Origin of the sequence: Citrobacter sp. T1.2D-1, from assembly GCF_950098555.1 — a bacterium.
GTDB lineage: Bacteria > Pseudomonadota > Gammaproteobacteria > Enterobacterales > Enterobacteriaceae > Citrobacter_A > Citrobacter_A telavivensis.
This window is the reverse complement of sequence record NZ_CATNHH010000045.1, coordinates 255,528-277,272: the sequence shown is the minus strand read 5'-3', so window position 1 is coordinate 277,272 and position 21,745 is coordinate 255,528. Positions and strand designations below refer to the sequence as shown.

Below are 21,745 nucleotides of genomic sequence, written 5' to 3'. Positions count from 1 at the left end.
GAATTTCATCATTATTATTATGCCGCCGCTTAACGCGTCGGTGTATGTCGATTGTCGCTCAAACTCTGCATCCTGCCAACATAATTGCGCAAGATGGTACTATTTTTTAGACAATCATCAGAGGTACGCTTGACTTGTCATTTGGTTTAGCCAGGAAAAATTACTATGACACCCGCAGTTAAATTACTCGAAAAAAACAAAATTACGTTCAGGATCCATACCTACGATCACGATCCCGCCGAAACCAACTTCGGTGATGAGGTGGTGCGCAAATTAGGGTTAAATGCCGATCGGGTGTACAAAACGCTGCTGGTCGCGGTGAATGGCGATATGAAACATCTGGCGGTTGCGGTTACGCCGGTCGCTGGACAACTGGATTTGAAAAAAGTCGCCAAAGCGCTCGGCGCAAAAAAAGTCGATATGGCCGATCCGCTGGTGGCGCAACGTACAACCGGATATCTGGTCGGCGGCATTAGCCCGCTGGGACAGAAAAAACGCCTGCCGACGCTTATCGATGCACCAGCCCAGACGTTTGACACCATTTTTGTCTCAGGCGGCAAACGCGGACTGGACATTGAACTGGCGGCGGGAGATTTAGCCACTATTCTGGAGGCTAAATTCGCCGATATCGCCCGCCGGGACTAAGCGATTTTAGAATGATGGCCTGATGGCGCTACGCTTATCAGGCCTGGAAACCGCACTGGCCTGTAGGCCGGATAAAGTGCCAGCACCGCCATCCGGCACTCCGCCCTGTTATTGCCAGTTGGCTTCCCCCTTCGGCTCATACGTACTGGCATCCAGCGGTGAATTTTTCTGAATGTATTCCTTCAGCACTTCCGCATCGATAAACCCGGTGTTGACGTACCCCGGTTTGTTATCAATACGCGGATAGCCGTCGCCCCCCGTCGCGTTAAAACTGAGCGTCGCCATACGGTAGGTTTTCGCCGGGTCAACCGGCTCGCCGTTAATTTTCAGATCGTTGAGCTTGCCGTCTTTCGCGACAAAACTGACGTTAGCAAACTGCGGATAAGCACCGGAATCCGGCTTCATCTGCGCCACGGCCGTCAGGTAGTCCGTCACGTCCTTGCCGTTCATATCGGCATACACCACCACGTTGCCGAACGGTTGTACCTTCAGCACGCTTTTATAGGTGATATCCCCGGCTTCGATCGAGTCACGAATCCCACCGCCGCTCATGACGCCGAAATCCGCACCGGTGCGCGCCATTTGTGCAGCCAGAATAAGATGTCCCATGTTGGTCTGCACAAAGCGGACCTTGCTGCGATCGCCTTCCAGTCGGTCATTCACCGCACCGATTTTCACATCCAACTGGGCTTTTCCTTTATTCTGGAACGGTGACAGCAGCGAGAGCATCTGCGCATTCTCAGCGATTTCCGGGGTGTAAAGTACGTGCTCACTTTTCCCGTCTTCCCAGGTCACTTTCTTCTTCAGGTTCACCGGGATCAGCTGATAGTTGACCATTTTCATCTCGCCGTTACGGAACTCAAAGTCCGCACGACCAACATATTTTCCCCACTCGTGAGCCTGCACAATCCAGATCCCGTTCTGTTTGTCCGGCGCGCACGGCGTACCAGGCACATAATCCACCTGTTTCTTGTTTTCTTCTGCCATGCACACCGGGTCCTGTGAGTGACCACCCACAATCATCGCCAGCGCTCCGGCGGGCAGACTACGCGCCATTTCGACGTCGCCAGGCGCGTTCGAGCCGTGGTTGCCGTTGTCATAGTGCCCCATGTGGGTGGTTGCAATAATGACGTCAGGCTTTTCATTCATCTGCAGTTCCTGAATCACCACCTTTGCCTCTTCCGCTGGCTTGCGGAATTCAATGTCGGTGAAAAATTCAGGGTTGCCGATCTTCGCCGTGTCATCGGTGGTCAGACCGATAACCGCGATTTTCAGATCCTGGCGCGTAAAGATGGCCCAGGGTTTAAACAGGCGCTCGCCGGTACTTTTCTGGTAGATGTTGGCCGAGAGGAACGGGAACTTCGCCCACTTCTCCTGCTGACGCAGGACGGTAAGCGGATTATCAAATTCGTGGTTGCCAACCGCCATCGCGTCATAGCCAATCAGGTTCATCCCACGAAAGTCAGGCTCAGCATCCTGTAGATCTGATTCGGGAACGCCGGTGTTGATGTCCCCACCGGACAACAGCAGGACGCTGCCCCCTTCGGAAGCCACCTCGCGACGGATCCCGTCCACCAGCGTTTTTTGCGCCGAGAGACCGTACTCACCGTATTCGCTGCGCCAGAAATGGCCATGGTGATCGTTGGTATGCAGGATGGTGATTTTATAGGTTTTATCTTTTTCATAAGCCTGAGCAGGCTGACTTGCCAGCGTGAATGCGGCGAACAGTGCTAACGCCACACCCCGTTTCAAAAATTTCATGTTTCTCTCCCTGACTCCATTTCAACCGCAGAAATTACAATTATCTGAAATAATAGTCGAATAAGTTTTCAGAATTGAGACTTCCTTCAAACCTCGTCCGCAGGTATGTTAGTCAGGTAATAATCACAATGACGATATTCCCCTACATCGCAAATCAGACAGAAGTGACTTTCTATGGCAATGAGTGAACAAACCCAGCCAGCACCTGGTGCGTCTGCGCCAGTCGCTAAAGCGCGTACGTCGTTCGGCATTTTAGGCGCGATCAGCCTTTCTCACCTGCTTAACGATATGATCCAGTCGTTAATTCTGGCGATCTATCCGCTATTACAGTCCGAATTTTCACTGACCTTTATGCAGATAGGGATGATCACCCTGACCTTCCAGTTGGCCTCTTCGCTACTGCAACCGGTGGTCGGCTACTGGACCGATAAGTACCCGATGCCATGGTCGCTGCCAATTGGCATGTGCTTTACGCTGAGCGGTCTGGTGCTGTTGGCGCTGGCGGGCAGTTTCGGTACCGTGCTGTTGGCCGCGGCGCTGGTCGGGACCGGCTCTTCGGTATTTCATCCGGAATCCTCCCGTGTGGCGCGCATGGCCTCGGGCGGACGTCACGGCCTTGCCCAGTCCATCTTCCAGGTGGGCGGTAACTTCGGCAGTTCCCTCGGCCCCTTGTTGGCGGCGGTGATCATCGCCCCTTACGGCAAAGGTAACGTGGCCTGGTTTGTCCTCGCCGCCCTGCTGGCGATTGTGGTACTGGCGCAAATCAGCCGCTGGTACGCCGCACAGCATCGTATGAGCAAGGGCAAACCCAAAGCGACAGTTATCAATCCACTGCCGCATAATAAGGTCGTCCTCGCTGTCAGCGTCCTGCTAATCCTGATTTTCTCGAAATACTTCTATATGGCGAGTATCAGCAGCTATTACACCTTTTATCTGATGCAAAAATTCGGATTATCGGTACAAAACGCGCAATTTCATCTCTTTGCCTTCCTGTTTGCGGTCGCGGCAGGAACGGTAATTGGCGGGCCTTTAGGCGATAAGATTGGTAGAAAATATGTGATTTGGGGCTCTATCCTCGGTGTCGCGCCGTTTACGCTGATTTTGCCTTATGCCACCCTGCACTGGACCGGTATTTTAACGGTGATCATTGGTTTTATCCTCGCATCCGCATTTTCCGCCATTCTGGTCTATGCTCAGGAGCTGCTACCGGGTCGTATCGGCATGGTTTCTGGTCTATTTTTTGGCTTTGCCTTCGGGATGGGTGGCCTGGGAGCCGCTGTGTTAGGCCTGCTCGCGGACCATACCAGCATCGAATTAGTCTATAAAATCTGTGCTTTCCTACCACTTCTGGGGATACTGACCATATTCTTACCTGATAACCGACATAAAGCCTGAGTTTCCTGCGGCTAAAGCTAAACTTTAGCCGCACGCTACGCCTGTAACCATAAGCCTTTGCTCTGTCTCCTGCCCATTCGTTTTCCGATCCGTGCCTTTTTCGCCTCAAATTGCAGTTTTCTTCAAAATTCAACAATTATTCATAAACATAATAATCAAAATTGTCATAAACTATTACCTGGAATTTTGGAAATCAGCTACCAAAGGAGACGGAATGCATCACGCCACCCCGCTTATCACCACCATTGTTGGCGGCCTTGTGCTCGCTTTTATACTCGGCATGCTTGCCAACAAACTGCGTATTTCTCCTCTGGTGGGATATCTGTTAGCGGGCGTTCTGGCCGGACCTTTTACCCCAGGCTTTGTGGCTGATACGAAACTTGCGCCGGAGCTTGCTGAGCTTGGCGTTATTTTGCTGATGTTCGGCGTCGGTCTGCACTTTTCACTGAAGGATCTGATGGCGGTAAAGTCGATAGCCATTCCCGGCGCGATCGCTCAGATAGCCGTGGCGACGCTGTTGGGTATGGCCCTTTCCGCCATGATGGGCTGGTCACTGATGACCGGTATCGTCTTTGGTTTATGTCTTTCAACCGCCAGTACCGTGGTGCTGCTGCGTGCGCTTGAAGAACGACAGCTGGTCGACAGTCAACGAGGGCAGATTGCCATCGGCTGGCTGATTGTTGAAGATTTGGTGATGGTGCTGACGCTGGTACTGCTGCCCGCCGTGGCCGGGATGGTGGAAAAAGGCAACGTCGGTTTCGCCTCTCTGGCGGTCGACATGGGCATTACCATTGGTAAAGTTGTCGCCTTTATTGCCATTATGATGCTGGTGGGTCGCCGTCTGGTGCCGTGGATTATGGCCCGCAGTGCGGCCACCGGCTCCCGCGAGCTGTTTACCCTTTCCGTGCTGGCACTGGCATTGGGTATCGCTTTCGGCGCCGTGGAACTGTTCGACGTCTCCTTCGCGCTGGGCGCATTCTTTGCCGGGATGGTACTGAATGAATCGGAACTGAGCCACCGCGCGGCCCACGATACCCTGCCGCTACGCGACGCGTTTGCCGTCCTGTTCTTTGTCTCCGTCGGCATGCTGTTTGATCCGCTGATTCTGATCCAACAGCCGCTGGCCGTGCTGGCAACGCTTGCCATCATTATCTTTGGTAAGTCTGTCGCCGCCTTCTTCCTGGTGCGTCTGTTTGGTCACTCGCCGCGTACCGCGCTGACCATCGCCGCCAGCCTGGCGCAGATTGGTGAGTTCGCCTTTATTCTCGCCGGTCTGGGGATGGCGCTGAACCTGCTGCCGCAGGAAGGGCAAAATCTGGTGCTGGCGGGGGCGATTCTGTCAATTATGCTCAACCCGGTGCTGTTTGCCCTGCTGGAAAAATACCTGGCAAAAACCGAAACGCTGGAAGAACAGACGCTGGAAGAGGCCATCGAGGAAGAGAAGCAAATTCCGGTGGATATCTGCAACCATGCGCTGCTGGTCGGCTTTGGTCGCGTTGGCAGTCTGCTCGGCGAAAAACTGATGGCAGCAGGTATGCCGTTAGTGGTTATCGAAACGTCACGCACGCGCGTGGATGAGCTGCGTGAACGTGGGATCCGCGCGGTGCTGGGAAATGCTGCCAATGAAGAAATTATGGCTCTGGCGCACCTGGATTGCGCCCGCTGGCTGATCCTTACCATCCCGAACGGCTATGAGGCCGGCGAAATTGTTGCCTCTGCCCGCGAGAAGTGCCCGAATATTGAGATTATCGCCCGTGCGCATTATGACGATGAGGTGGAGTACATTACCGAACGCGGCGCCAACCAGGTGGTGATGGGCGAGCGCGAAATCGCCCGTACCATGCTGGAACTGCTGGAAACGCCGCCTGCGGGTGAAGTGGTGACGGGGTGACCGTCGTTGCATCGGCTCGTAGGCCTGATGGCGCTTCGCTTATCAGGCCTACGTGATTACACAGATAATGGTAGCAGTAGGCCGGATAAGGCGTTTACGCCGCCATCCGGCATAATGACTTAACGATCCCAGTACGACTCTTCGAGGCTATCCTCACGCTCCGGCAGCCCACGCGTCAGACGCGGGGAGTGCTGGTTCAGTACCTGATAACTCACACGATTGGCATATTTGCACACCTGGGCTAATGACGAATAGGTCAGCCAGGTGAACGTATGCTTGCTGGAATTCGGTACATTCGAACGGTGGTAGCTGTTGGCGGTAATATCGTGCAACAGCGCCGCCAGCGCACCGTCGCCTGCGCCGTTGGTATTCATGATCTTTTCCGGGCCGCCCATATACGGAGCGATATGAGAATAGACGCGCAGCGGATTACGACAATCTTTATGACGCATGGCGCGGCTAAATTCATACTGATTGAATTCGGCAATGGCCCCCGGCAGTAGCGGATGCTGGGTTTTGCGTTTGGCTTCCTCTTCGGTAAAACCCGCCATGTACAGCCCTACCGGTCCGGCAGTACACAAGACCAGATCGACCCAGTCCAGCGCTTTGTCAGACGCCAGCAGCGGATCGTTTTCACCGGTCAACGCTTCGGCTTCTTCTTCATTCATCGCCAGAATTGAGACGTTCTCTTTCAGGAAATCCTGCCACCACTGCGGGTTATCGGCGATAACAAATTTGGTCCCGAGCGTCAGCACGACCGGCACATTGTGCTTTTTGGCATACTCAATGGCCTTCATGGTGGCTTCCGGCATCGGCTCTCCCGGCTTACAGCGCACCAGATAGGACGTCAGCACCAGCGCTGACGCCCCGGCAATCACTGATTCAGGAATGCTTTCTGCACGTAGCTGATTCATGTGCCCAGGGCTGATGGCAAAGGTACGCTCGCCGGACTCGCCAATCAGGGTAAAGCAGCGGCCAATCGGCCCGTCAACGCCCTGCAGATAGTTGAGGTCAGTACGACTGGAGGTGTTGCACAAGTAGCGGTAGGCGTAACTGCCAATTTCAATGTTGCTGCACATTACGCCCAGCAACACCGAGCGGTCATCGGCCAGCACGGAGTAGTTGTGCATGGTGTTACCAATGGTCCCGCCGGCAAACTGATGGGTTACCAGATTGTCACGCACCAGTTCCCGATACAACGCCTCCGCCACATCATCCTCAATCACCAGTGAATGCCCGGCGCTCAGCCCATAACGTTGCACAAACGTATCATCCACTTTCGCTTCAATATCCACCAGCGTTTGGTCAATCCCCACCACCCATGCGGCGCTGGTTTCATTTTCAGTCTGGATTTGTTGCAGCAGCGGATCGCGTGCGTTGACGGGGAAATAGTGTTTGGATTTGCGTTTACCGGGAAATTTCATGACTGTTTTTACGGGTGGCTAACGGAGCGGTGAATGGTAGCACATTCCCCTTGCGACGACAGAGTTTCAATATCGGACGAACGGATCGCAGTTTCCACGGCGGAAGTTTTTACAATGGGCCGATTTCACAAGGAGCGTTTTATGAAACCGGAAAACAAACTTCCCGTACTGGCGCGCATTTCAGACGAGATGAGAGCGGTGCTGAATGTCCGACAGGACGATCTGCCGCCCTGGCCGTCCGCCGATGACGTGGCAGCCATGCGCCAACACTACATTCTTGAGCGCCGCTTCTGGAACGCGGACGCACCGCAGATGCCAACGCGTGAATATGGCATCCCCACGTGCTGGGGAGAGGTGACAACACGCCTGTACAGCCCAGCGCCAGACAGTCAGGCAACGCTGTTCTATCTGCACGGCGGCGGTTTTATTCTCGGCAATCTGGATACCCATGACCGCATCATGCGCCTGCTGGCAAGCTATACCCGGTGCACGGTCATTGGCGTCGACTATTCGCTCTCGCCTGAAGCCCGCTTTCCGCAAGCCATAGAAGAGACCGTTGCCGCCTGTCAGTTTTTTCATCAGCAGGCGGACGACTATCAGTTAAATATGACGCGAATTGGATTTGCTGGTGATTCCGCTGGCGCGATGCTGGCGCTCGCCAGCGCGCTGTGGCTGCGCGATAAGCACATCTCCTGCGGCAACGTAGCCGGGGTGCTGTTGTGGTATGGCCTGTATGGCCTACAGGACTCGGTGAGCCGTCGGCTGATGGGCGGCGACTGGGATGGCCTCAGCCGCCAGGATTTGGAGATGTACGAAAAAGCGTATCTGCGTAATGTCGACGATCGCGAGTCGCCGTACTATTGCCTGTTCAACAACAACCTGACGCACGAGGTGCCGCCCTGCTTTATCGCCAGTGCGGAGTTTGACCCGCTGATCGACGACAGTCGTCTGCTCTTCCAGACGCTGGCGGCGCACCAGCAGCCCTGCGAATACAAAATGTATCCCGGCACGCTGCACGCCTTTCTGCACTATTCGCGCATGATGAACGCCGCCGATGACGCATTACGCGATGGCGCACGTTTCTTTACTCAGCAGATTAACGCAGCACGTTAGCGATACGCAGCCGTCAGTTTCAGCATCATATCGATATGTTCCGGTGCGGCATTCAGCGCCGGAATATATTCATACTTTTTGCCGCCCGCTTCGAGGAAGACTTCTTTATTCTGCACCGCAATTTCTTCCAGCGTCTCCAGGCAATCTGCCGCGAAGCCCGGACACATCACCTGAACATGTCCCGTCCCCTTCTCACCTAACATCTTCAGCGTTTCGTCAGTGTAAGGCGTCAGCCACGGCTCACGACCAAAGCGGGACTGGAAGGTCATCATCACTTTTTCCGGCGGCAGGCCGAGTGCGGAGACCAGTTCACGGGTAGTGTCGCGACAGCGCTGCGGATAGTCGTCGCCTTCGTCAGCAAAACGCTGGGGGATACCGTGATATGACAGCAGCAGTAAATCCGGTTCACCGTGTTCAGCAAACGAGGCACGCGCACTGCTTGCCAGCGCGTCGATATAGGCGCTGTCATCGGCATAATCGCGAATAAACGACAGACCCGGAATACGGCGTTTACGTTCCAGAATCCGCGCCAGTTCATCCCAGACGGCGGCCACGGTTGAGCAGGAATATTGCGGGTACAACGGCAGCACGACAATGTGATCAACGTGGTTCGCCAGCAGCTCGTCCACTGCGCTTTCCAGCGACGGCGAGCCGTAGCTCATGCCCAGCGCAACCGGCGTATCCGGTAAGCGCGCGGCAAGCGCCTGCTGCTGTTGACGGCTGTAGACCATCAGCGGCGAGCCGCCTTCCATCCAGACAGACTGATAAAGCTTTGCCACGCGCGGGGCGCGCAGCGGCAAAATAACGCCGCGCAGCAGCGGCCACCACAACACACGAGGCGTATCGACGACGCGTTTATCGCTCAAGAATTGCCGAAGATAGCGTGTTACCGCCGCCGGAGTGGGGGCATCGGGGGTCCCAAGATTAGCCAGCAGGATACCGGTTTTCGTCTGACGCATTACCGCCTCTTATCGATTCAAATTGTTGATAATTGTAGCGGAAAAGCGAGTAAGAAGAACTAATTGCTGCGAGAGGTAAGACGAGAACTTGCCTGATGGCGCTAACGATGCCGGTAGGTCGAATAAGGTGTTTACGCCGACATCCGGCACCCATTGCCTGATGGCGCTGTGCTTATCAGGCCTACAAAGCAGGAATACAGTTGTAGGCCGGATAAGGTGCTTGCACCGCCATCCGCCACCCATTGCCTGATGGCGCTGCGCTTATCAGGCCTACAAAGCAGGAATACAGTTGTAGGCCGGATAAGGTGCTTGCACCGCCATCCGGCAGAACGGCCTTAGCCGAGGATTTTTTCCAGCGCCGCGCGCACTTCAGCGACGGCCTGAGTCCCGTCAACTTTCGCGTATTGGGTGTTACCCGCGGCCGCTTCTTTCTGGTAGTAACCAATCAGCGGCGCCGTCATCTGATGGTATTCCACCAGACGTTTACGCACGGTCTCTTCCTGGTCGTCTTTACGGGTGGTCAGCTCTTCGCCGGTCACATCGTCTTTACCTTCCACTTTCGGCGGGTTGAATTTGATGTGGTAAACACGGCCAGACGCAGCGTGCACGCGACGACCCACGATACGGTCAACGATCAGCTCATCCGGTACGTCGAATTCGAGAACATAATCCACCACGATGCCCGCTTCTTTCATGGCGTCAGCCTGCGGAATCGTGCGTGGGAAACCATCTAACAGAAAACCGTTACGGCAATCTTCCTGCGCGATACGCTCTTTTACCAGCGCGATCACCAGCTCATCGGTCACCAGCTTGCCGGCGTCCATGATGTCTTTCGCTTGTTTGCCCAGCTCGGAGCCAGATTTCACGGCGGCACGCAGCATATCACCGGTGGAGATTTGCGGAATACCATACTTCTCCATGATGAACTGAGCCTGAGTTCCTTTACCCGCGCCCGGAGCGCCAAGCAGAATGATACGCATTACGAAAATCCCCTTAAAGGTTGTCGATATTTTTAAAAAAGCGCTAAACGATACCACCATCACGCATTTGTCTCAAGGAAGCGGGGTAAGGCTGAAACGGTTAATGAGGGGAAAATGCGCGAAAAAAAGCCGGATGGCGGTGCAAGCACCTTATCCGGCCTACAAAAGCAGCTTTAACCGTAGGCCAGATAAGCGTCAGCGCCATCCGGCCTACAAAAGCAGCTTTAACCGTAGGCCAGATAAGCGTCAGCGCCATCCGGCCTACAAAAGCAGATTTAACCGTAGGCCGGATAAGCGTCAGCGCCATCCGGCCTACAAAAAACAGCTTTAACCGTAGGCCGGATAAGCGTCAGCGCCATCCGGCACTACAAGCCGTTATCAGGAAACCAGCAGCTGGTTCATACGACGGATGAACTGGTTCGGATCTTCCAGCGTGCCGCGCTCGGCAAACAGCGCCTGATCCAGCAGCAGTTCAACCCACTCGTTGAACTTCGCGTCGTCCTCGGTATCTGCGGTGCGTTTCACCAGCACGTGATCCGGGTTGAGTTCAAAGATGTATTTCACTTCCGGCACGTTCTGACCCGCCGCCGCAAACAGTTTCGCCATCTGCGTGCTCATTTCGTCCGCATCGGTGGTGACAATCGCTGGCGTATCGGTCAGACGATGCGTCAGACGCACGTCTTTCACGCGGTCGCCCAGCAGGTTTTTCACGCGCTCAACGAACGGTGTCAGCGCTTTTTCCGCTTCTTTCGCGCTTTCATCTACCTCATCGGCCAGCTTGTCGATAGACTCGTCCGCTTTGGCGACGGACTGGAACGCCTTACCGTCAAACTCGGTCAGGTAGTTCATCATCCACTCGTCAATGCGATCGGAGAGCAGCAGCACTTCGATGCCTTTCTTACGCAGCAGTTCCAGGTGCGGACTGCTCTTCGCCGCCGCATAGCTGTCGGCGGTGATGTAATAAATCTTCTCCTGCCCTTCTTTCATGCGGGAGACGTAGTCTTCCAGAGAGACAGTCTGCGCAGAAGAGTCGGTATGCGTCGACGCGAAACGCATCAGTTTGGCGATGGTTTCCTGGTTAGCGTGGTCTTCCGCCGGACCTTCTTTCATCACCAGACCGAACTGCTGCCAGAAGGTCTGGTATTTTTCCGCATCGTCTTTCGCCAGTTTTTCCAGCATCTGCAGAACACGTTTGGTCAATGCGCTACGCAGATTGCGGGTTACCGTGCTGTCCTGCAGAATTTCACGAGAGACGTTCAGCGGCAGATCGTTAGAATCGATCAGACCGCGCACAAAGCGCAGGTAGTTCGGCATAAACTGCTCGGCGTCGTCCATGATAAAGACGCGCTGAACATACAGCTTCAGGCCGTGCTTGTGATCGCGGTTCCACATGTCCCACGGTGCCTGAGACGGGATATACAGCAGGCTGGTGTACTCCTGCTTCCCTTCCACACGGTTGTGGCTCCAGGTCAGCGGATCGGTAAAATCGTGCGCGATATGCTTGTAAAACTCGTTGTACTCGTCGTCTTTGATTTCCGACTTGTTACGGGTCCACAGCGCCTGCGCTTTGTTGATTTTCTCCCAGGAAACGACGGTTTCGCCGTCTTTCTCTTCCTGTTTTTCAATCTCAACCGGCAGCGCGATATGGTCGGAATATTTGCTGATGATGGAACGTACACGCCAGTCATCGAGGAACTCGTCTTCCCCTTCACGCAAATGCAGCGTGATTTCCGTTCCGCGCTCGTCTTTGGTGATATCGCCAACGGTGTATTCACCTTCACCCGCCGACTCCCAGAACACGCCATTCTCCGGCTTGTCGCCCGCCGCGCGGGTGCGGACGGTCACTTTATCCGCCACGATAAACGCGGAATAGAAGCCCACCCCAAACTGACCGATCAGTTGGCTGTCTTTCGCCTGATCGGAGCCCATAGATTCGAGGAAAGATTTGGTCCCGGACTTCGCAATGGTCCCCAGGTGATCGATAACGTCATCACGGTTCATCCCCACGCCGTTATCGGCAATGGTCAACGTACGCTTATCTTTATCGAAGGAGACGCGCACACGCAGTTCACCGTCACCTTCATAGAGGTCCGGGTTCGACAGCGCGCGAAAACGCAGCTTGTCTGCCGCATCGGAGGCGTTAGAGATAAGCTCACGCAGGAAGATTTCTTTATTGGAATACAGAGAATGGATCATCAGATGCAGAAGCTGTTTTACCTCTGACTGAAACCCACGAGTTTCTTGTCCTTTCATGTAGATCTACCTCAACAATGCCATTTTTAATGGTAAAAAACACGTTGAGAGGGAAATGGGGACAACCGTGGGGGATTTCAAGCGGAGGTCGCGAGTGCAACCTCCGTTTGGTCAGAATTTAATCTTGTGACGTCCTGCCAGAGAATGCGACAGCGTGGTGCCGTCCACCATCTCCAGTTCACCGCCGACCGGCACGCCGTGGGCGATACGGCTGGCATCAACGCCATATTGCGCGCAGAGCTCAGCAATGTAGTTCGCCGTGGCTTCCCCTTCAACCGTCGGGTTAGTCGCGAGGATCACTTCACTGAGCTGCTCTGAAGAGAGGCGCTGCTCGAGTCTGTCGAGACCGATATCATCCGGCCCGATACCGTCGAGCGGTGACAAATGCCCCATCAGCACGAAGTAGCGCCCGGAAAACTGCCCGGTCTGCTCAATCGCGTAGATATCCGCTGGACTCTCGACCACGCAAATCTGGCCGTTTTCCCGACGACGCGGATTCGAACAGATATTGCAGACATCCTGCTCGGTGAAGGTGCGGCAATCGGCACAGTGGCCGATTTCCGACATCGCTCGGGTGAGCGCTTGCGCCAGGCGCATCCCGCCGCTGCGGTCACGCTGAAGCAGCGTAAACGCCATGCGCTGCGCCGACTTCGGGCCAACGCCCGGCAGACAGCGCAGTGCTTCCATAAGCTGAGTTAACAGCGGGCTGGTTTGCATCAGAACGGCATCTTAAAGCCTGGCGGCAGTTGCATACCGGAGGAAACAGAGGCCATCTTCTCTTTCTGGGTCTCTTCAATGCGACGGGCAGCATCGTTGAATGCGGCAGCAACCAGATCTTCCAGCATATCTTTGTCATCTTCGAGCAGGCTTGGGTCGATCTCCACACGACGGCAGTTATGCGCACCGTTGATGGTCACTTTCACCAGACCCGCGCCGGATTCACCGGTCACTTCCAGCTTGGCGATTTCTTCCTGCATCTGCTGCATTTTTTCCTGCATCTGCTGGGCCTGCTTCATCAGGTTACCCAGACCGCCTTTACCAAACATAGGCTTCTCTCTCAATCACGTTAAGGGATGACAATCATAAGCGTCGCTTACGATCAAATGGGGCGGATACTCTCTTCATCCAGATCCGCATCGAAGAATCGACGCAGGGTCTGGATGTTGTTATCCGCAACTATCGACTCGCGCGCCTGCGCAAGTTTCTCTTCATAAATCGCCTGACGCCACTCCAGCGGCGTTCGCACCGCCGGATTATCATCTTCTACGATGGTCAGTTCAACCGCTGATCCCGCAAGCGCACTCAGCGCTTCCGCCAGCTTTTGCTGCGCACCGCTGGAATTCAGGTGCCGCTGACTGGAACGTAAATGCAGACAGACCGCATTACCATTTTCTTCTTTCCAGGCATTGAGCGCGACCTGCTCAACCAGTTTTGGCAGTGAAAGCTGACTCACCTGCGCCGCCCACGGGTCGCGTTCAATCGCTTCCGCCGCCAGCTTGGCTGCAAGTTCCGGCGTTTTCTCATGCTCCAGCGCTTTCTTCAGCGCCTTCGGCGTCGCCACCACCTCTTTCACTTCAACAACGGGCGTCGTCGCCTTCCAGCGATAAGCTTCTTTCTTCGCTGGCGTTTGTTCGAGTGCAGACGGCGCAGGACGAGCCTGCACACGTTCTGATACCGAAGCCAGTCTTTCCAGCGCAGCGTTATTCACCGGCCGCGCGCGGGGTGCGGCTGCCGGTTCACTCTTTTTTGCTTTGGTTGCTCCCTGCGCACGTTGCAGCTGGTTGCGCGCCGCCAGTACCTGACTGGTGGATTCCGGCAGGGGCACTGCCGGGGTTTGCTGCGCGGGTGCTGACTGCTGTGGCACCTGCGTCGGCGTCATCACCGCCGTTGGCGCAACAGGGGCAAACGATTGTCGCGGAACCTCGGGTTCCGCAAGCGGCATACGCGGGTGAAACGCCAGCGCCCGCAATAAGGTCATTTCAACGCCCATGCGCCTGTCCGGCGCGTACGGCAGTTCTTTACGGCCAATCAGCAGCGTCTGGTAATAAAGCTGGACGTCCGCAGGCGGCACGGTGCGCGCCAGTTCACGCATGCGCACTTCAATCGCCGCCATGTCGCTGCCCAGCGCAGCAGGAGAGAGCTGAACCAGCGCGATACGATGCAGCAGGCCAAGCATTTCGACCAGCAGCGCTTCCCACTCAATACCTCGCGCAGCGGCCTCGTTGACCAGCGTCATCACCCTCTCGCCGTCGGCGGCTATCACCGCTTCAACCAGCGACAGAGCCTGATCGTCATCCAGTGTGCCGAGCATCGCACTCACCGCCTGGGTGGAAACCTGACCATCACCGCTGGCAATCGCCTGATCCGTCAGACTCAGCGCATCACGCAGGCTGCCATCCGCCGCACGGGAAAGCAGTTGCAGCGCGCGCGGCTCGTGGGCGATCTGCTCTTCGTTAAGAATGTGCTCAAGCTGATGGCGGATCTGATCAACATCCAGCGCCTTGAGATGGAATTGCAGACAGCGGGACAAAATGGTCACCGGCAGCTTCTGCGGATCGGTCGTCGCCAGCAGGAATTTGACGTGTGAGGGAGGCTCCTCAAGCGTTTTGAGCAGTGCGTTAAAACTGTGGCGAGACAGCATGTGCACTTCGTCGATCAGATAGACTTTGAATCGGCCGCGCGCTGGTGCGTACTGGACGTTATCCAGCAGATCCCGGGTATCTTCAACTTTGGTGCGCGAAGCGGCATCGATCTCAATCAAATCGACAAACCGCCCCTGCTCGATTTCACGGCAGTTATCACACACGCCGCACGGCGTGGCGGTAATGCCGGTTTCGCAATTCAGCCCCTTTGCCAGCAGACGGGCAATAGAGGTTTTACCGACACCCCGGGTACCGGAAAAAAGATATGCGTGGTGAATACGCCCTAACGACAAGCCGTTCGCCAGTGCGGTTAGCACATGTTCCTGGCCGACGACGTCAGCAAAGGTTTGTGGGCGCCATTTTCGGGCTAAAACCTGATAACTCATTGGCTGGCTCTGAAACGCTGGAAGGTGGATTCATAGGGGGGAATGCTAACACAACCTCGCCCATTCAGCGAGGTCATGTCTCTTGCTATTGCTTCAGACGTGGACAGCCTGAATCAGTGTCCCGGGAAGGGAACCAGGCTATAGCAGTTGATGCCCTGTTGCGCCAGGCGCTGTTCGCCACCGAGGTCAAACAGATTGATGATGAACGCCGCGTCGGTCACTTCGCCACCCAGGCGACGGATCAGTTTCACGGTCGCTTCAATCGTGCCGCCGGTCGCCAGCAGATCGTCAACCACCAACACTTTGTCACCCGCCTGGATCGCATCAACGTGGATTTCCAGCTGATCGGTGCCGTATTCCAGTTCGTAGCTTTCAGCGATCGTTTCACGCGGCAGTTTGCGCGGTTTACGCACTGGCACAAAGCCAACGCCCAGACCCAACGCTACCGGCGCGCCAAACAGAAAGCCGCGTGCTTCGGTACCGACAACTTTGGTAATGCCTGCATTTTTGTAACGCTCAACCAGCAATTCGATGCTGAGCGCGTAAGCTTTCGGATCTTCCAGTAAGCTGGTGACATCACGGAAAAGAATGCCCGGTTTCGGGTAGTCCTGAATGCTTTTAATGCTATTTTTGAGAAACTCAAGCTGCTGTGCAGTCGCGGTCATAAGTTTGTGCCTGATTAATACGGTGTTACTTCACGGCGCACTATACACCTCATCCTTCAAGCTGCCTCTTTGTTGGCTGCCTTCATTCATCCCAGTCACTTACTGATGTAAGCTCAGAGATTCATTCAGTTGCCGCCTCGATGTACCTTGAATGACAGTGTGTATATAGAATAGAAGGTCAACATTAATTTGACCCGGCGCGCCTGTGCTCGAAAACGGTCGAATTTACTGGCTACCGCCCGCAATTGCAACCGCGATTATTGCGCTTCAGTGCTTTTGTTGCTTTTCGTCAATCACCGGTATTCGCCACATAAATATCAGCAGACAGACCAGGATCACCAGCAGCAGGATCCGCACCCACCACATCGGCGTCAGCCACAGCGATATGGCGAAGGTAATGAGGATCATCACGATCGCGCGGGGCTTAACGCCAGCCGGCATGGCCTTATATTTCTGCCAGAATCGCAAATAGCTGCCAAACCACGAGCGGTAGAGTAACCAGTCATGGAAACGCGGCGATGAGCGGGCAAAACACCAGGCTGCCAGTAAGATAAACGGTGTCGTCGGCAATACAGGCAACACGACGCCCAGTGTCCCCAATACAACCGCCAGCCAACCCGTGATGATTAAAAGGATTCGTTGCATAATAAAGGCATATCGCAAACCAGAACGCTACTTTAGCATAACAGTTATCATTTTCATCGGAGTGTTAAATTGAAAACCGCCATGCTGCTGCAAAAGCTGGACGATCAGCTCGCTCTCCTGCGCCAACGCTGCGCGCCGATGGCGCAGCATGCCACACTCAGCGCCCGCTTCGATCGTCATCTTTTTCAGACCCGCAGCACCCTTATTCAGGCCTGCCTCGAAGAAGCAGAAGGCCATCTTCAGGCGTTGCGTCAGGCGGTTGAGCAGCAGCAACTACCGCAGGTTGCCTGGCTTGCGGAGCATCTGGCGTCGCAACTGGAAGCTATCTCCCGCGAAACCGCCAGTTGGTCACTCCGGGAGTGGGACAGCGCCTCGCCGGGCCTGGCACGCTGGCAGCGCAGGCGCATCCAGCATCAGGAATTTGAACGACGTTTGCAGGAAATGACCGCGCAACGCAAGGCGAGACTGGCTCAGGCCACCCGCCTGGACGAGCAACAAACGCTGCAACGCGAAGTGGAAATCTATGAAGGTCGTCTGGCGCGCTGTCGTAAGGCGCTCGACAATATTGAACGTGTTCTGGCGCGTTTAACCCGCTAATCCCTGGAGACGCTATGTCACTTGAAAACGCCCCGGACGAGGTCAAACTGGCCGTCGATTTGATTGTCCTGCTGGAAGAAAACCAGGTCGCCCCCGCCACGGTGCTGAAAGCGCTGGAAATCATAAAGCAGGATTATGAAAGGAAAATAGAACAGCTCACTTCAGCACAGAAGTGAGCTGCCTTTTGACGACGTGAGGGGTTAGCCCACCGCAGGCGTCGGATCGTCGCCTTTGATCTCGCGTTTAACTTCCGTCACCTCATCGCCCTTCTCATTGCGCAGATGCACTTCAAGCTGGTTAAAGGCAATATCAATGTTGTTTTCACGGCACAGGCGATCGATAGACCGGTTCAGTTCATCAACCGTATGGCTACGATCGCGCAGTTCGCGCACGTACAGACGCAGCTCGTGATCCAGAGTACTGGCGCCGAAGGTGGTGAAGAAGACCGCCGGCTCGGGATCGTGCATCACTTTCGGATGCTCCAGCGCGGCCTGAAGCAGGACTTTCTTCACTTTATCCAGATCTGAACCGTAAGCCACGCCGAGGCGGATCACCAGACGGGTGGTGGTATCAGACAGCGACCAGTTGATCAGGCGCTCGGTGACAAACGCCTTGTTCGGGATGATCACCTCTTTGCGATCGAAATCGGTAATGGTGGTCGCACGGATACGGATCTTGCTGACGGTACCAGAGAACGTGCCGATCGTTACCGTATCGCCAATCCGCACCGGACGTTCGAACAAAATGATCAGACCCGAGACAAAGTTACCGAAGATCTCCTGCAAGCCGAAACCGAGACCGACCGATAAGGCCGCCGCCAGCCACTGCAGTTTATCCCACGACACGCCGAGCGAACCGAAGACCGTCATCGCCCCTACGGCAATGATGATGTAGTTAAGAATTGTGGTGATGGCGTACGACGCCCCCTGACGCATTTTCAGACGCGACAGCACCAGCACTTCCAGCAGACCCGGCAAGTTGCGGATCAATGCCCAGGCCACCATCGAGGCGATAATGGCAAACAGCAGGCTGCCCATCGTCACGCTTTTCACTACCGCAGCACCCGCTTCGGTGCCGTTGTAGTGCCAGAGCGTGATGCTGTCGAGATAGCTGAACACGGTGATCAGATCGGACCAAATTGCCCAGAACATTACCGCGAACAGTGAAACCATCAGCAGCATCGTGATACGCAGCGTTTGCTGGTTCACCTGCTCCAGCGCGATGGTTGGCTCTTCCTGCGGCTCCGCCCCTTCGGCCCCTTCCTTCACCAGATTCTGACGACGCGCCAGCGCACGACGCCAGGCAATACGCCGCGCCGCGACGCTTAACCCGCGCAGCACCGTCTGGTAGAGCAGGTTCCAGATGATGACCAGATAAACGGTCTCAATCCAGCGGCCCGACAGTCGCAGCGTGGTGTAGAAGTAACCGGTTGCCGTCAGCACCATCAGCGCAATCGGGATGATTGACAGGATAGTGATCGTCACCAGGCGCAGACCATGCGACTCTTTATCCCGCCAGCTTTCGCGGCACATCGGCCACACCAGAAACGCAATCAGCAGCAGGTTGAGGAAAATCATCGCCTGCCCCAGCACATCGTCCATCAGATGCAGTGGAGAAAGTTCAGCCACCACGGACCAGAAGTGCAACGGCAGCAGCGCCAGGCTGATGCGCACAATCTGGCGACGCCAGTGGCTGGTCAGTTGCGCTGGCATACCGAAATGGCGAATCGCCACCCCGTCTTTTTCGAGCACTTTCCAGCACAGGCCGAAGACCAGCCAGAAGATTGCCAGCTTTTTACTGAATGCCCACAGCAGATCGCTGATGTTCAGTTGCATGGTCAGCAAAATCAGGCCGGCGGCCAGGATCAGCAGGCACACCGGCAGCGCGCGGATCAGGTCGATCAGAATCGCTTTCGGCGTGTTCAACTGGCTGTCATTGCGCAAAGACCCCACTGCAGCAGCGAGTTTCTGTTGATACGCTTTCAGCCACTTCAGACGCCAGCGAATCAGCCCGGCAATCAGCAGTAGCGGCAGCCCGGCCAGGAAGGCGATAAACACCGCCGGCCACGCTTTTTCCCAGTTCACCGTAATTTTCATCGACTTGAACTGATCTTTCAGCGACTGCGGGAAGGCTTTGATCCAGTCCCAGTCCATTGGCCGGTTACTGTTCACCCAGAAGATTTGCTGGGTCAGGATCTCTTTCAGGCTTTTCGAGACGCTCATTAACTGCTGCTGATTTATTTGCAGGTTAATGGCCATCATGAGCTGATTACCCAACTGCTTGTTGAGTTGATCCAGCAGTTCGCGGCGCATATCGACAACCTGCAACAGCGCGTCGTGGACTTCGTCATTCACTTCATTACTGTGGCCTTCTTCCAGCTTGGCCACGAATGCATCGTTCTGGAACAGCGCGTCACGCTGTTGGTTGACTTCGAACTGCTCCAGACGCAGGTCCGCAATGCGGTTGGTCATATCTGAGAGTTCATCTGCCGACGGCAGAGTTTGCTGCTGTTGATAGAGAATACGCGACAGCAGCAGGCTGCCTTTCAGCACCGCGATTTGTTCTTTGATGTTGCGTTCGGATTGCAGCGCACGGTCCAGCCAGTTTTTGACCTTGATGTTCTGCTGCATCAGCGAATTGCCATTTTCCGTCGCAGTGATCAGGCGCTGGCTGAGCTGATGGTTGATTTCCAGTTCCTGTTTCACCAGCGGATTGGCCTGGATCCGCGCGGTTTCATCCGGCGAAATGGCCTCCTGCGCCGTCTTTTCCGTTAAGGTCAGACGTTTGTTATTCACCGCCTCCTGCAGTAACTGCAATTGATGCTCAAGCCGGTTGCTGTTTGCGGTGACGTAATCGCGCTGCTTTTGCAGGGTGTCCTGCAACACCGTATTGCCTTCCAGGCTTTTACGTTGTTGATCGATTTGGGCATTCAGTAGCGTCTGCTGCGCCTGTAAAAGCACCTGCTGAGTGGGCCGCAACGCCGCTTCGCCCACATTGGTGCCATCCAGTCGGTTACGGATCTGCTGAAGTTGTTGAGAGGCCGTGTACATCGCATTTTGTACACGCTCGGGCTGCGTTTGCAGAGATACCAACTGGCTGTTATAGGTGGCGAGATCGTTTTGCGCGTTCTGTAAATCATCCAGTACCTGCGCCACGCGCAGTTCTAACTGGCGTAATGAAAGCGTACTGAGCGTCTTACGCGTTTCATCATCATTATCCACATCGCTGAGCGCATTCAGGGCTTCTGTCGCCTGACGCATTTTTTCCGGCGCCTGTGCCACGCGCTGACGTAGCTGAGTCGTCTCGTCTTTCACCCGCTCGATTTTTTCCAGCGTTGCGATGGTCTCGAGAAGATCTTGCTGAACCAGTTTATCCTGCGCGGAAAGGTCTTTCTGCTTATTGAGCGTATCCAGTTGGCTTTGAACGTCCGCCTTCGACGGCAAATCGCTGTTTGACGACGCGCGGGCAAGCGCCAAAGACTGGCAGGACAGCATCAAGATGAAAACAGCCACCGTGATGAAAACAAGGTGCTGTACACGTTTATAGAGCTGCAACATAGTCATGTGAATGAAGGTTTCTGAACCGAAAAGACGACCGAAGATAGTCAACGCGCAAGAATATCACGGCTCTGTCAGACAGAATAGCGGCAGAGAAACCGTCCAGGATAATTCCTGGAGTCGCATCAGGCCGTAGCGTCAGGCCCTGCCGACCGCAGTGTGGGACAAAATGTTAACATTTCCAGTAACACGGCAACGTAATCCCGCGCTTCTTTTTTGAGATCAAAAGATTGCGGGGCGAAGAGCCAGTTTTCCATCAGGCCTGAAACCGTGGCGCGCATCATCACCGCCGCCCGGCGCGTAAGCAAATTTTCAGGCAACATTTTTGAATTAATACAATGCGTTAATGTTTGTTCGATACGATCATAGCTTTCGAGACAGATGTTTCTTTGCGCTTGCTGAACTATAGTCATTTCTCCCACAAATTCACATTTGTGGAATATAATCTCCATCAATAAACGTCGCCGTTCTTCTGTCACGGTAGATTCAAGGAGATGAACGAGTATTTCTCTTAACACTGATAGTGGATCGTCGGGGAATTTTGCCTGATACTCAGTCTCAAGCTCACCAATACTGGATTCTGATAGTTCCCAGATTTCACTAAATAAATCCGACTTGTTTTTGAAATGCCAATAGATTGCACCGCGAGTGACGCCAGCGGCTTTTGCAATCTCCGCCAGCGAGGTGGAAGATACCCCTTGCTGTGAGAACAACCGTAGCGCTACATCCAGGATGTGTTGTCGTGTTTCCTGCGCTTGTTGTTTGGTTTTTCGTGCCATATGTCGGTGAATTTACAGGTGTTAGATTTACATACATTTATGGATGTATGTAC

The 21,745-nt window shown here is 54.9% G+C and carries 19 protein-coding genes and 1 other annotated feature; of the genes, 7 read left to right on the top strand and 12 right to left on the bottom strand.

What is annotated here, in order from left to right; all coding sequences use genetic code 11:
* Positions 1 to 165: 165 nt before the first annotated feature.
* On the top strand, positions 166 to 645 hold the full coding sequence (ybaK, locus tag QQZ17_RS21030; RefSeq protein ID WP_152405610.1) for a Cys-tRNA(Pro)/Cys-tRNA(Cys) deacylase YbaK: 480 nt from the start codon (positions 166 to 168) through the stop codon (positions 643 to 645).
* A gap of 108 nt (positions 646 to 753) precedes the next feature.
* On the opposite strand, the gene ushA is transcribed toward ybaK, so the two are convergent.
* Positions 754 to 2,406 (bottom strand): bifunctional UDP-sugar hydrolase/5'-nucleotidase UshA, encoded by a 1,653-nt coding sequence (gene ushA, locus QQZ17_RS21025; protein WP_152405611.1) that lies wholly within the window; start codon positions 2,404 to 2,406, stop codon positions 754 to 756.
* Positions 2,407 to 2,580: 174 nt separating this feature from the next.
* Between ushA and fsr the strand changes: the two genes are divergently transcribed.
* Both fsr and ybaL read left to right on the top strand, forming a co-directional pair.
* On the top strand, positions 2,581 to 3,801 hold the full coding sequence (fsr, locus tag QQZ17_RS21020; protein WP_152405612.1) for a fosmidomycin MFS transporter: 1,221 nt from the start codon (positions 2,581 to 2,583) through the stop codon (positions 3,799 to 3,801).
* Between the two features lie 214 nt (positions 3,802 to 4,015).
* Entirely contained in the window at positions 4,016 to 5,692 is a 1,677-nt protein-coding gene (gene ybaL / locus QQZ17_RS21015) for a YbaL family putative K(+) efflux transporter (protein ID WP_284554161.1), read from the top strand.
* A 119-nt stretch (positions 5,693 to 5,811) separates the two neighbouring features.
* Here the strand turns inward: ybaL and gsk are convergent, their stop codons facing one another.
* Complete coding sequence (gsk, locus tag QQZ17_RS21010) at positions 5,812 to 7,116, bottom strand: inosine/guanosine kinase (protein ID WP_152405614.1); 1,305 nt, start codon at positions 7,114 to 7,116, stop codon at positions 5,812 to 5,814.
* Between the two features lie 141 nt (positions 7,117 to 7,257).
* Here gsk and aes point away from each other — a divergent pair, with 141 nt between their 5' ends.
* A complete protein-coding gene (aes, locus tag QQZ17_RS21005) occupies positions 7,258 to 8,229 on the top strand; it encodes an acetyl esterase (protein WP_152405615.1) in 972 nt (323 codons plus the stop codon).
* On the opposite strand, the gene hemH is transcribed toward aes, so the two are convergent.
* Positions 8,226 to 9,188 (bottom strand): ferrochelatase, encoded by a 963-nt coding sequence (hemH, locus tag QQZ17_RS21000; protein ID WP_152405616.1) that lies wholly within the window; start codon positions 9,186 to 9,188, stop codon positions 8,226 to 8,228. The genes aes and hemH overlap by 4 nt on opposite strands.
* Before the next feature lie 335 nt (positions 9,189 to 9,523).
* The gene (adk, locus tag QQZ17_RS20995; RefSeq protein WP_152405617.1) at positions 9,524 to 10,168 is read right to left on the bottom strand and encodes an adenylate kinase; all 645 of its coding nucleotides are present in this window, start codon (positions 10,166 to 10,168) and stop codon (positions 9,524 to 9,526) included.
* A gap of 139 nt (positions 10,169 to 10,307) precedes the next feature.
* Here adk and QQZ17_RS20990 point away from each other — a divergent pair, with 139 nt between their 5' ends.
* A complete protein-coding gene (locus QQZ17_RS20990; RefSeq protein ID WP_284554160.1) occupies positions 10,308 to 10,499 on the top strand; it encodes a hypothetical protein in 192 nt (63 codons plus the stop codon).
* Between the two features lie 47 nt (positions 10,500 to 10,546).
* Here the strand turns inward: QQZ17_RS20990 and htpG are convergent, their stop codons facing one another.
* The 6 genes from htpG to QQZ17_RS20960 form a co-directional block, all read right to left on the bottom strand.
* Entirely contained in the window at positions 10,547 to 12,421 is a 1,875-nt protein-coding gene (htpG, locus tag QQZ17_RS20985; protein WP_152405619.1) for a molecular chaperone HtpG, read from the bottom strand.
* 111 nt (positions 12,422 to 12,532) lie between these two features.
* On the bottom strand, positions 12,533 to 13,138 hold the full coding sequence (gene recR / locus QQZ17_RS20980; RefSeq protein ID WP_152405620.1) for a recombination mediator RecR: 606 nt from the start codon (positions 13,136 to 13,138) through the stop codon (positions 12,533 to 12,535).
* Positions 13,138 to 13,467 (bottom strand): YbaB/EbfC family nucleoid-associated protein, encoded by a 330-nt coding sequence (locus tag QQZ17_RS20975; protein WP_040460340.1) that lies wholly within the window; start codon positions 13,465 to 13,467, stop codon positions 13,138 to 13,140. Before QQZ17_RS20975 ends, recR begins: the two co-directional genes overlap by 1 nt.
* Positions 13,468 to 13,520: 53 nt before the next feature.
* On the bottom strand, positions 13,521 to 15,449 hold the full coding sequence (dnaX, locus tag QQZ17_RS20970; RefSeq protein ID WP_152405621.1) for a DNA polymerase III subunit gamma/tau: 1,929 nt from the start codon (positions 15,447 to 15,449) through the stop codon (positions 13,521 to 13,523).
* Positions 14,124 to 14,188: a sequence feature (DnaX frameshifting element), on the bottom strand. It overlaps the preceding gene by 65 nt.
* 113 nt (positions 15,450 to 15,562) lie before the next feature.
* On the bottom strand, positions 15,563 to 16,114 hold the full coding sequence (apt, locus tag QQZ17_RS20965; RefSeq protein ID WP_046477047.1) for an adenine phosphoribosyltransferase: 552 nt from the start codon (positions 16,112 to 16,114) through the stop codon (positions 15,563 to 15,565).
* Between the two features lie 267 nt (positions 16,115 to 16,381).
* On the bottom strand, positions 16,382 to 16,759 hold the full coding sequence (locus QQZ17_RS20960) for a DUF454 family protein (protein WP_152405622.1): 378 nt from the start codon (positions 16,757 to 16,759) through the stop codon (positions 16,382 to 16,384).
* A 69-nt stretch (positions 16,760 to 16,828) separates the two neighbouring features.
* Between QQZ17_RS20960 and priC the strand changes: the two genes are divergently transcribed.
* Both priC and rsmS read left to right on the top strand, forming a co-directional pair.
* Positions 16,829 to 17,356 (top strand): primosomal replication protein N'', encoded by a 528-nt coding sequence (gene priC, locus QQZ17_RS20955; RefSeq protein ID WP_187696638.1) that lies wholly within the window; start codon positions 16,829 to 16,831, stop codon positions 17,354 to 17,356.
* Positions 17,357 to 17,370: 14 nt separating this feature from the next.
* Positions 17,371 to 17,532: a pleiotropic regulatory protein RsmS gene (gene rsmS / locus QQZ17_RS20950; RefSeq protein WP_152405623.1), complete on the top strand. Its 162-nt coding sequence runs from the start codon at positions 17,371 to 17,373 to the stop codon at positions 17,530 to 17,532.
* 24 nt (positions 17,533 to 17,556) lie between these two features.
* Here the strand turns inward: rsmS and mscK are convergent, their stop codons facing one another.
* Complete coding sequence (gene mscK / locus QQZ17_RS20945; RefSeq protein ID WP_152405624.1) at positions 17,557 to 20,919, bottom strand: mechanosensitive channel MscK; 3,363 nt, start codon at positions 20,917 to 20,919, stop codon at positions 17,557 to 17,559.
* Positions 20,920 to 21,038: 119 nt separating this feature from the next.
* Complete coding sequence (gene acrR / locus QQZ17_RS20940; protein WP_178824267.1) at positions 21,039 to 21,692, bottom strand: multidrug efflux transporter transcriptional repressor AcrR; 654 nt, start codon at positions 21,690 to 21,692, stop codon at positions 21,039 to 21,041.
* Between the last annotated feature and the right edge of the window lie 53 nt (positions 21,693 to 21,745).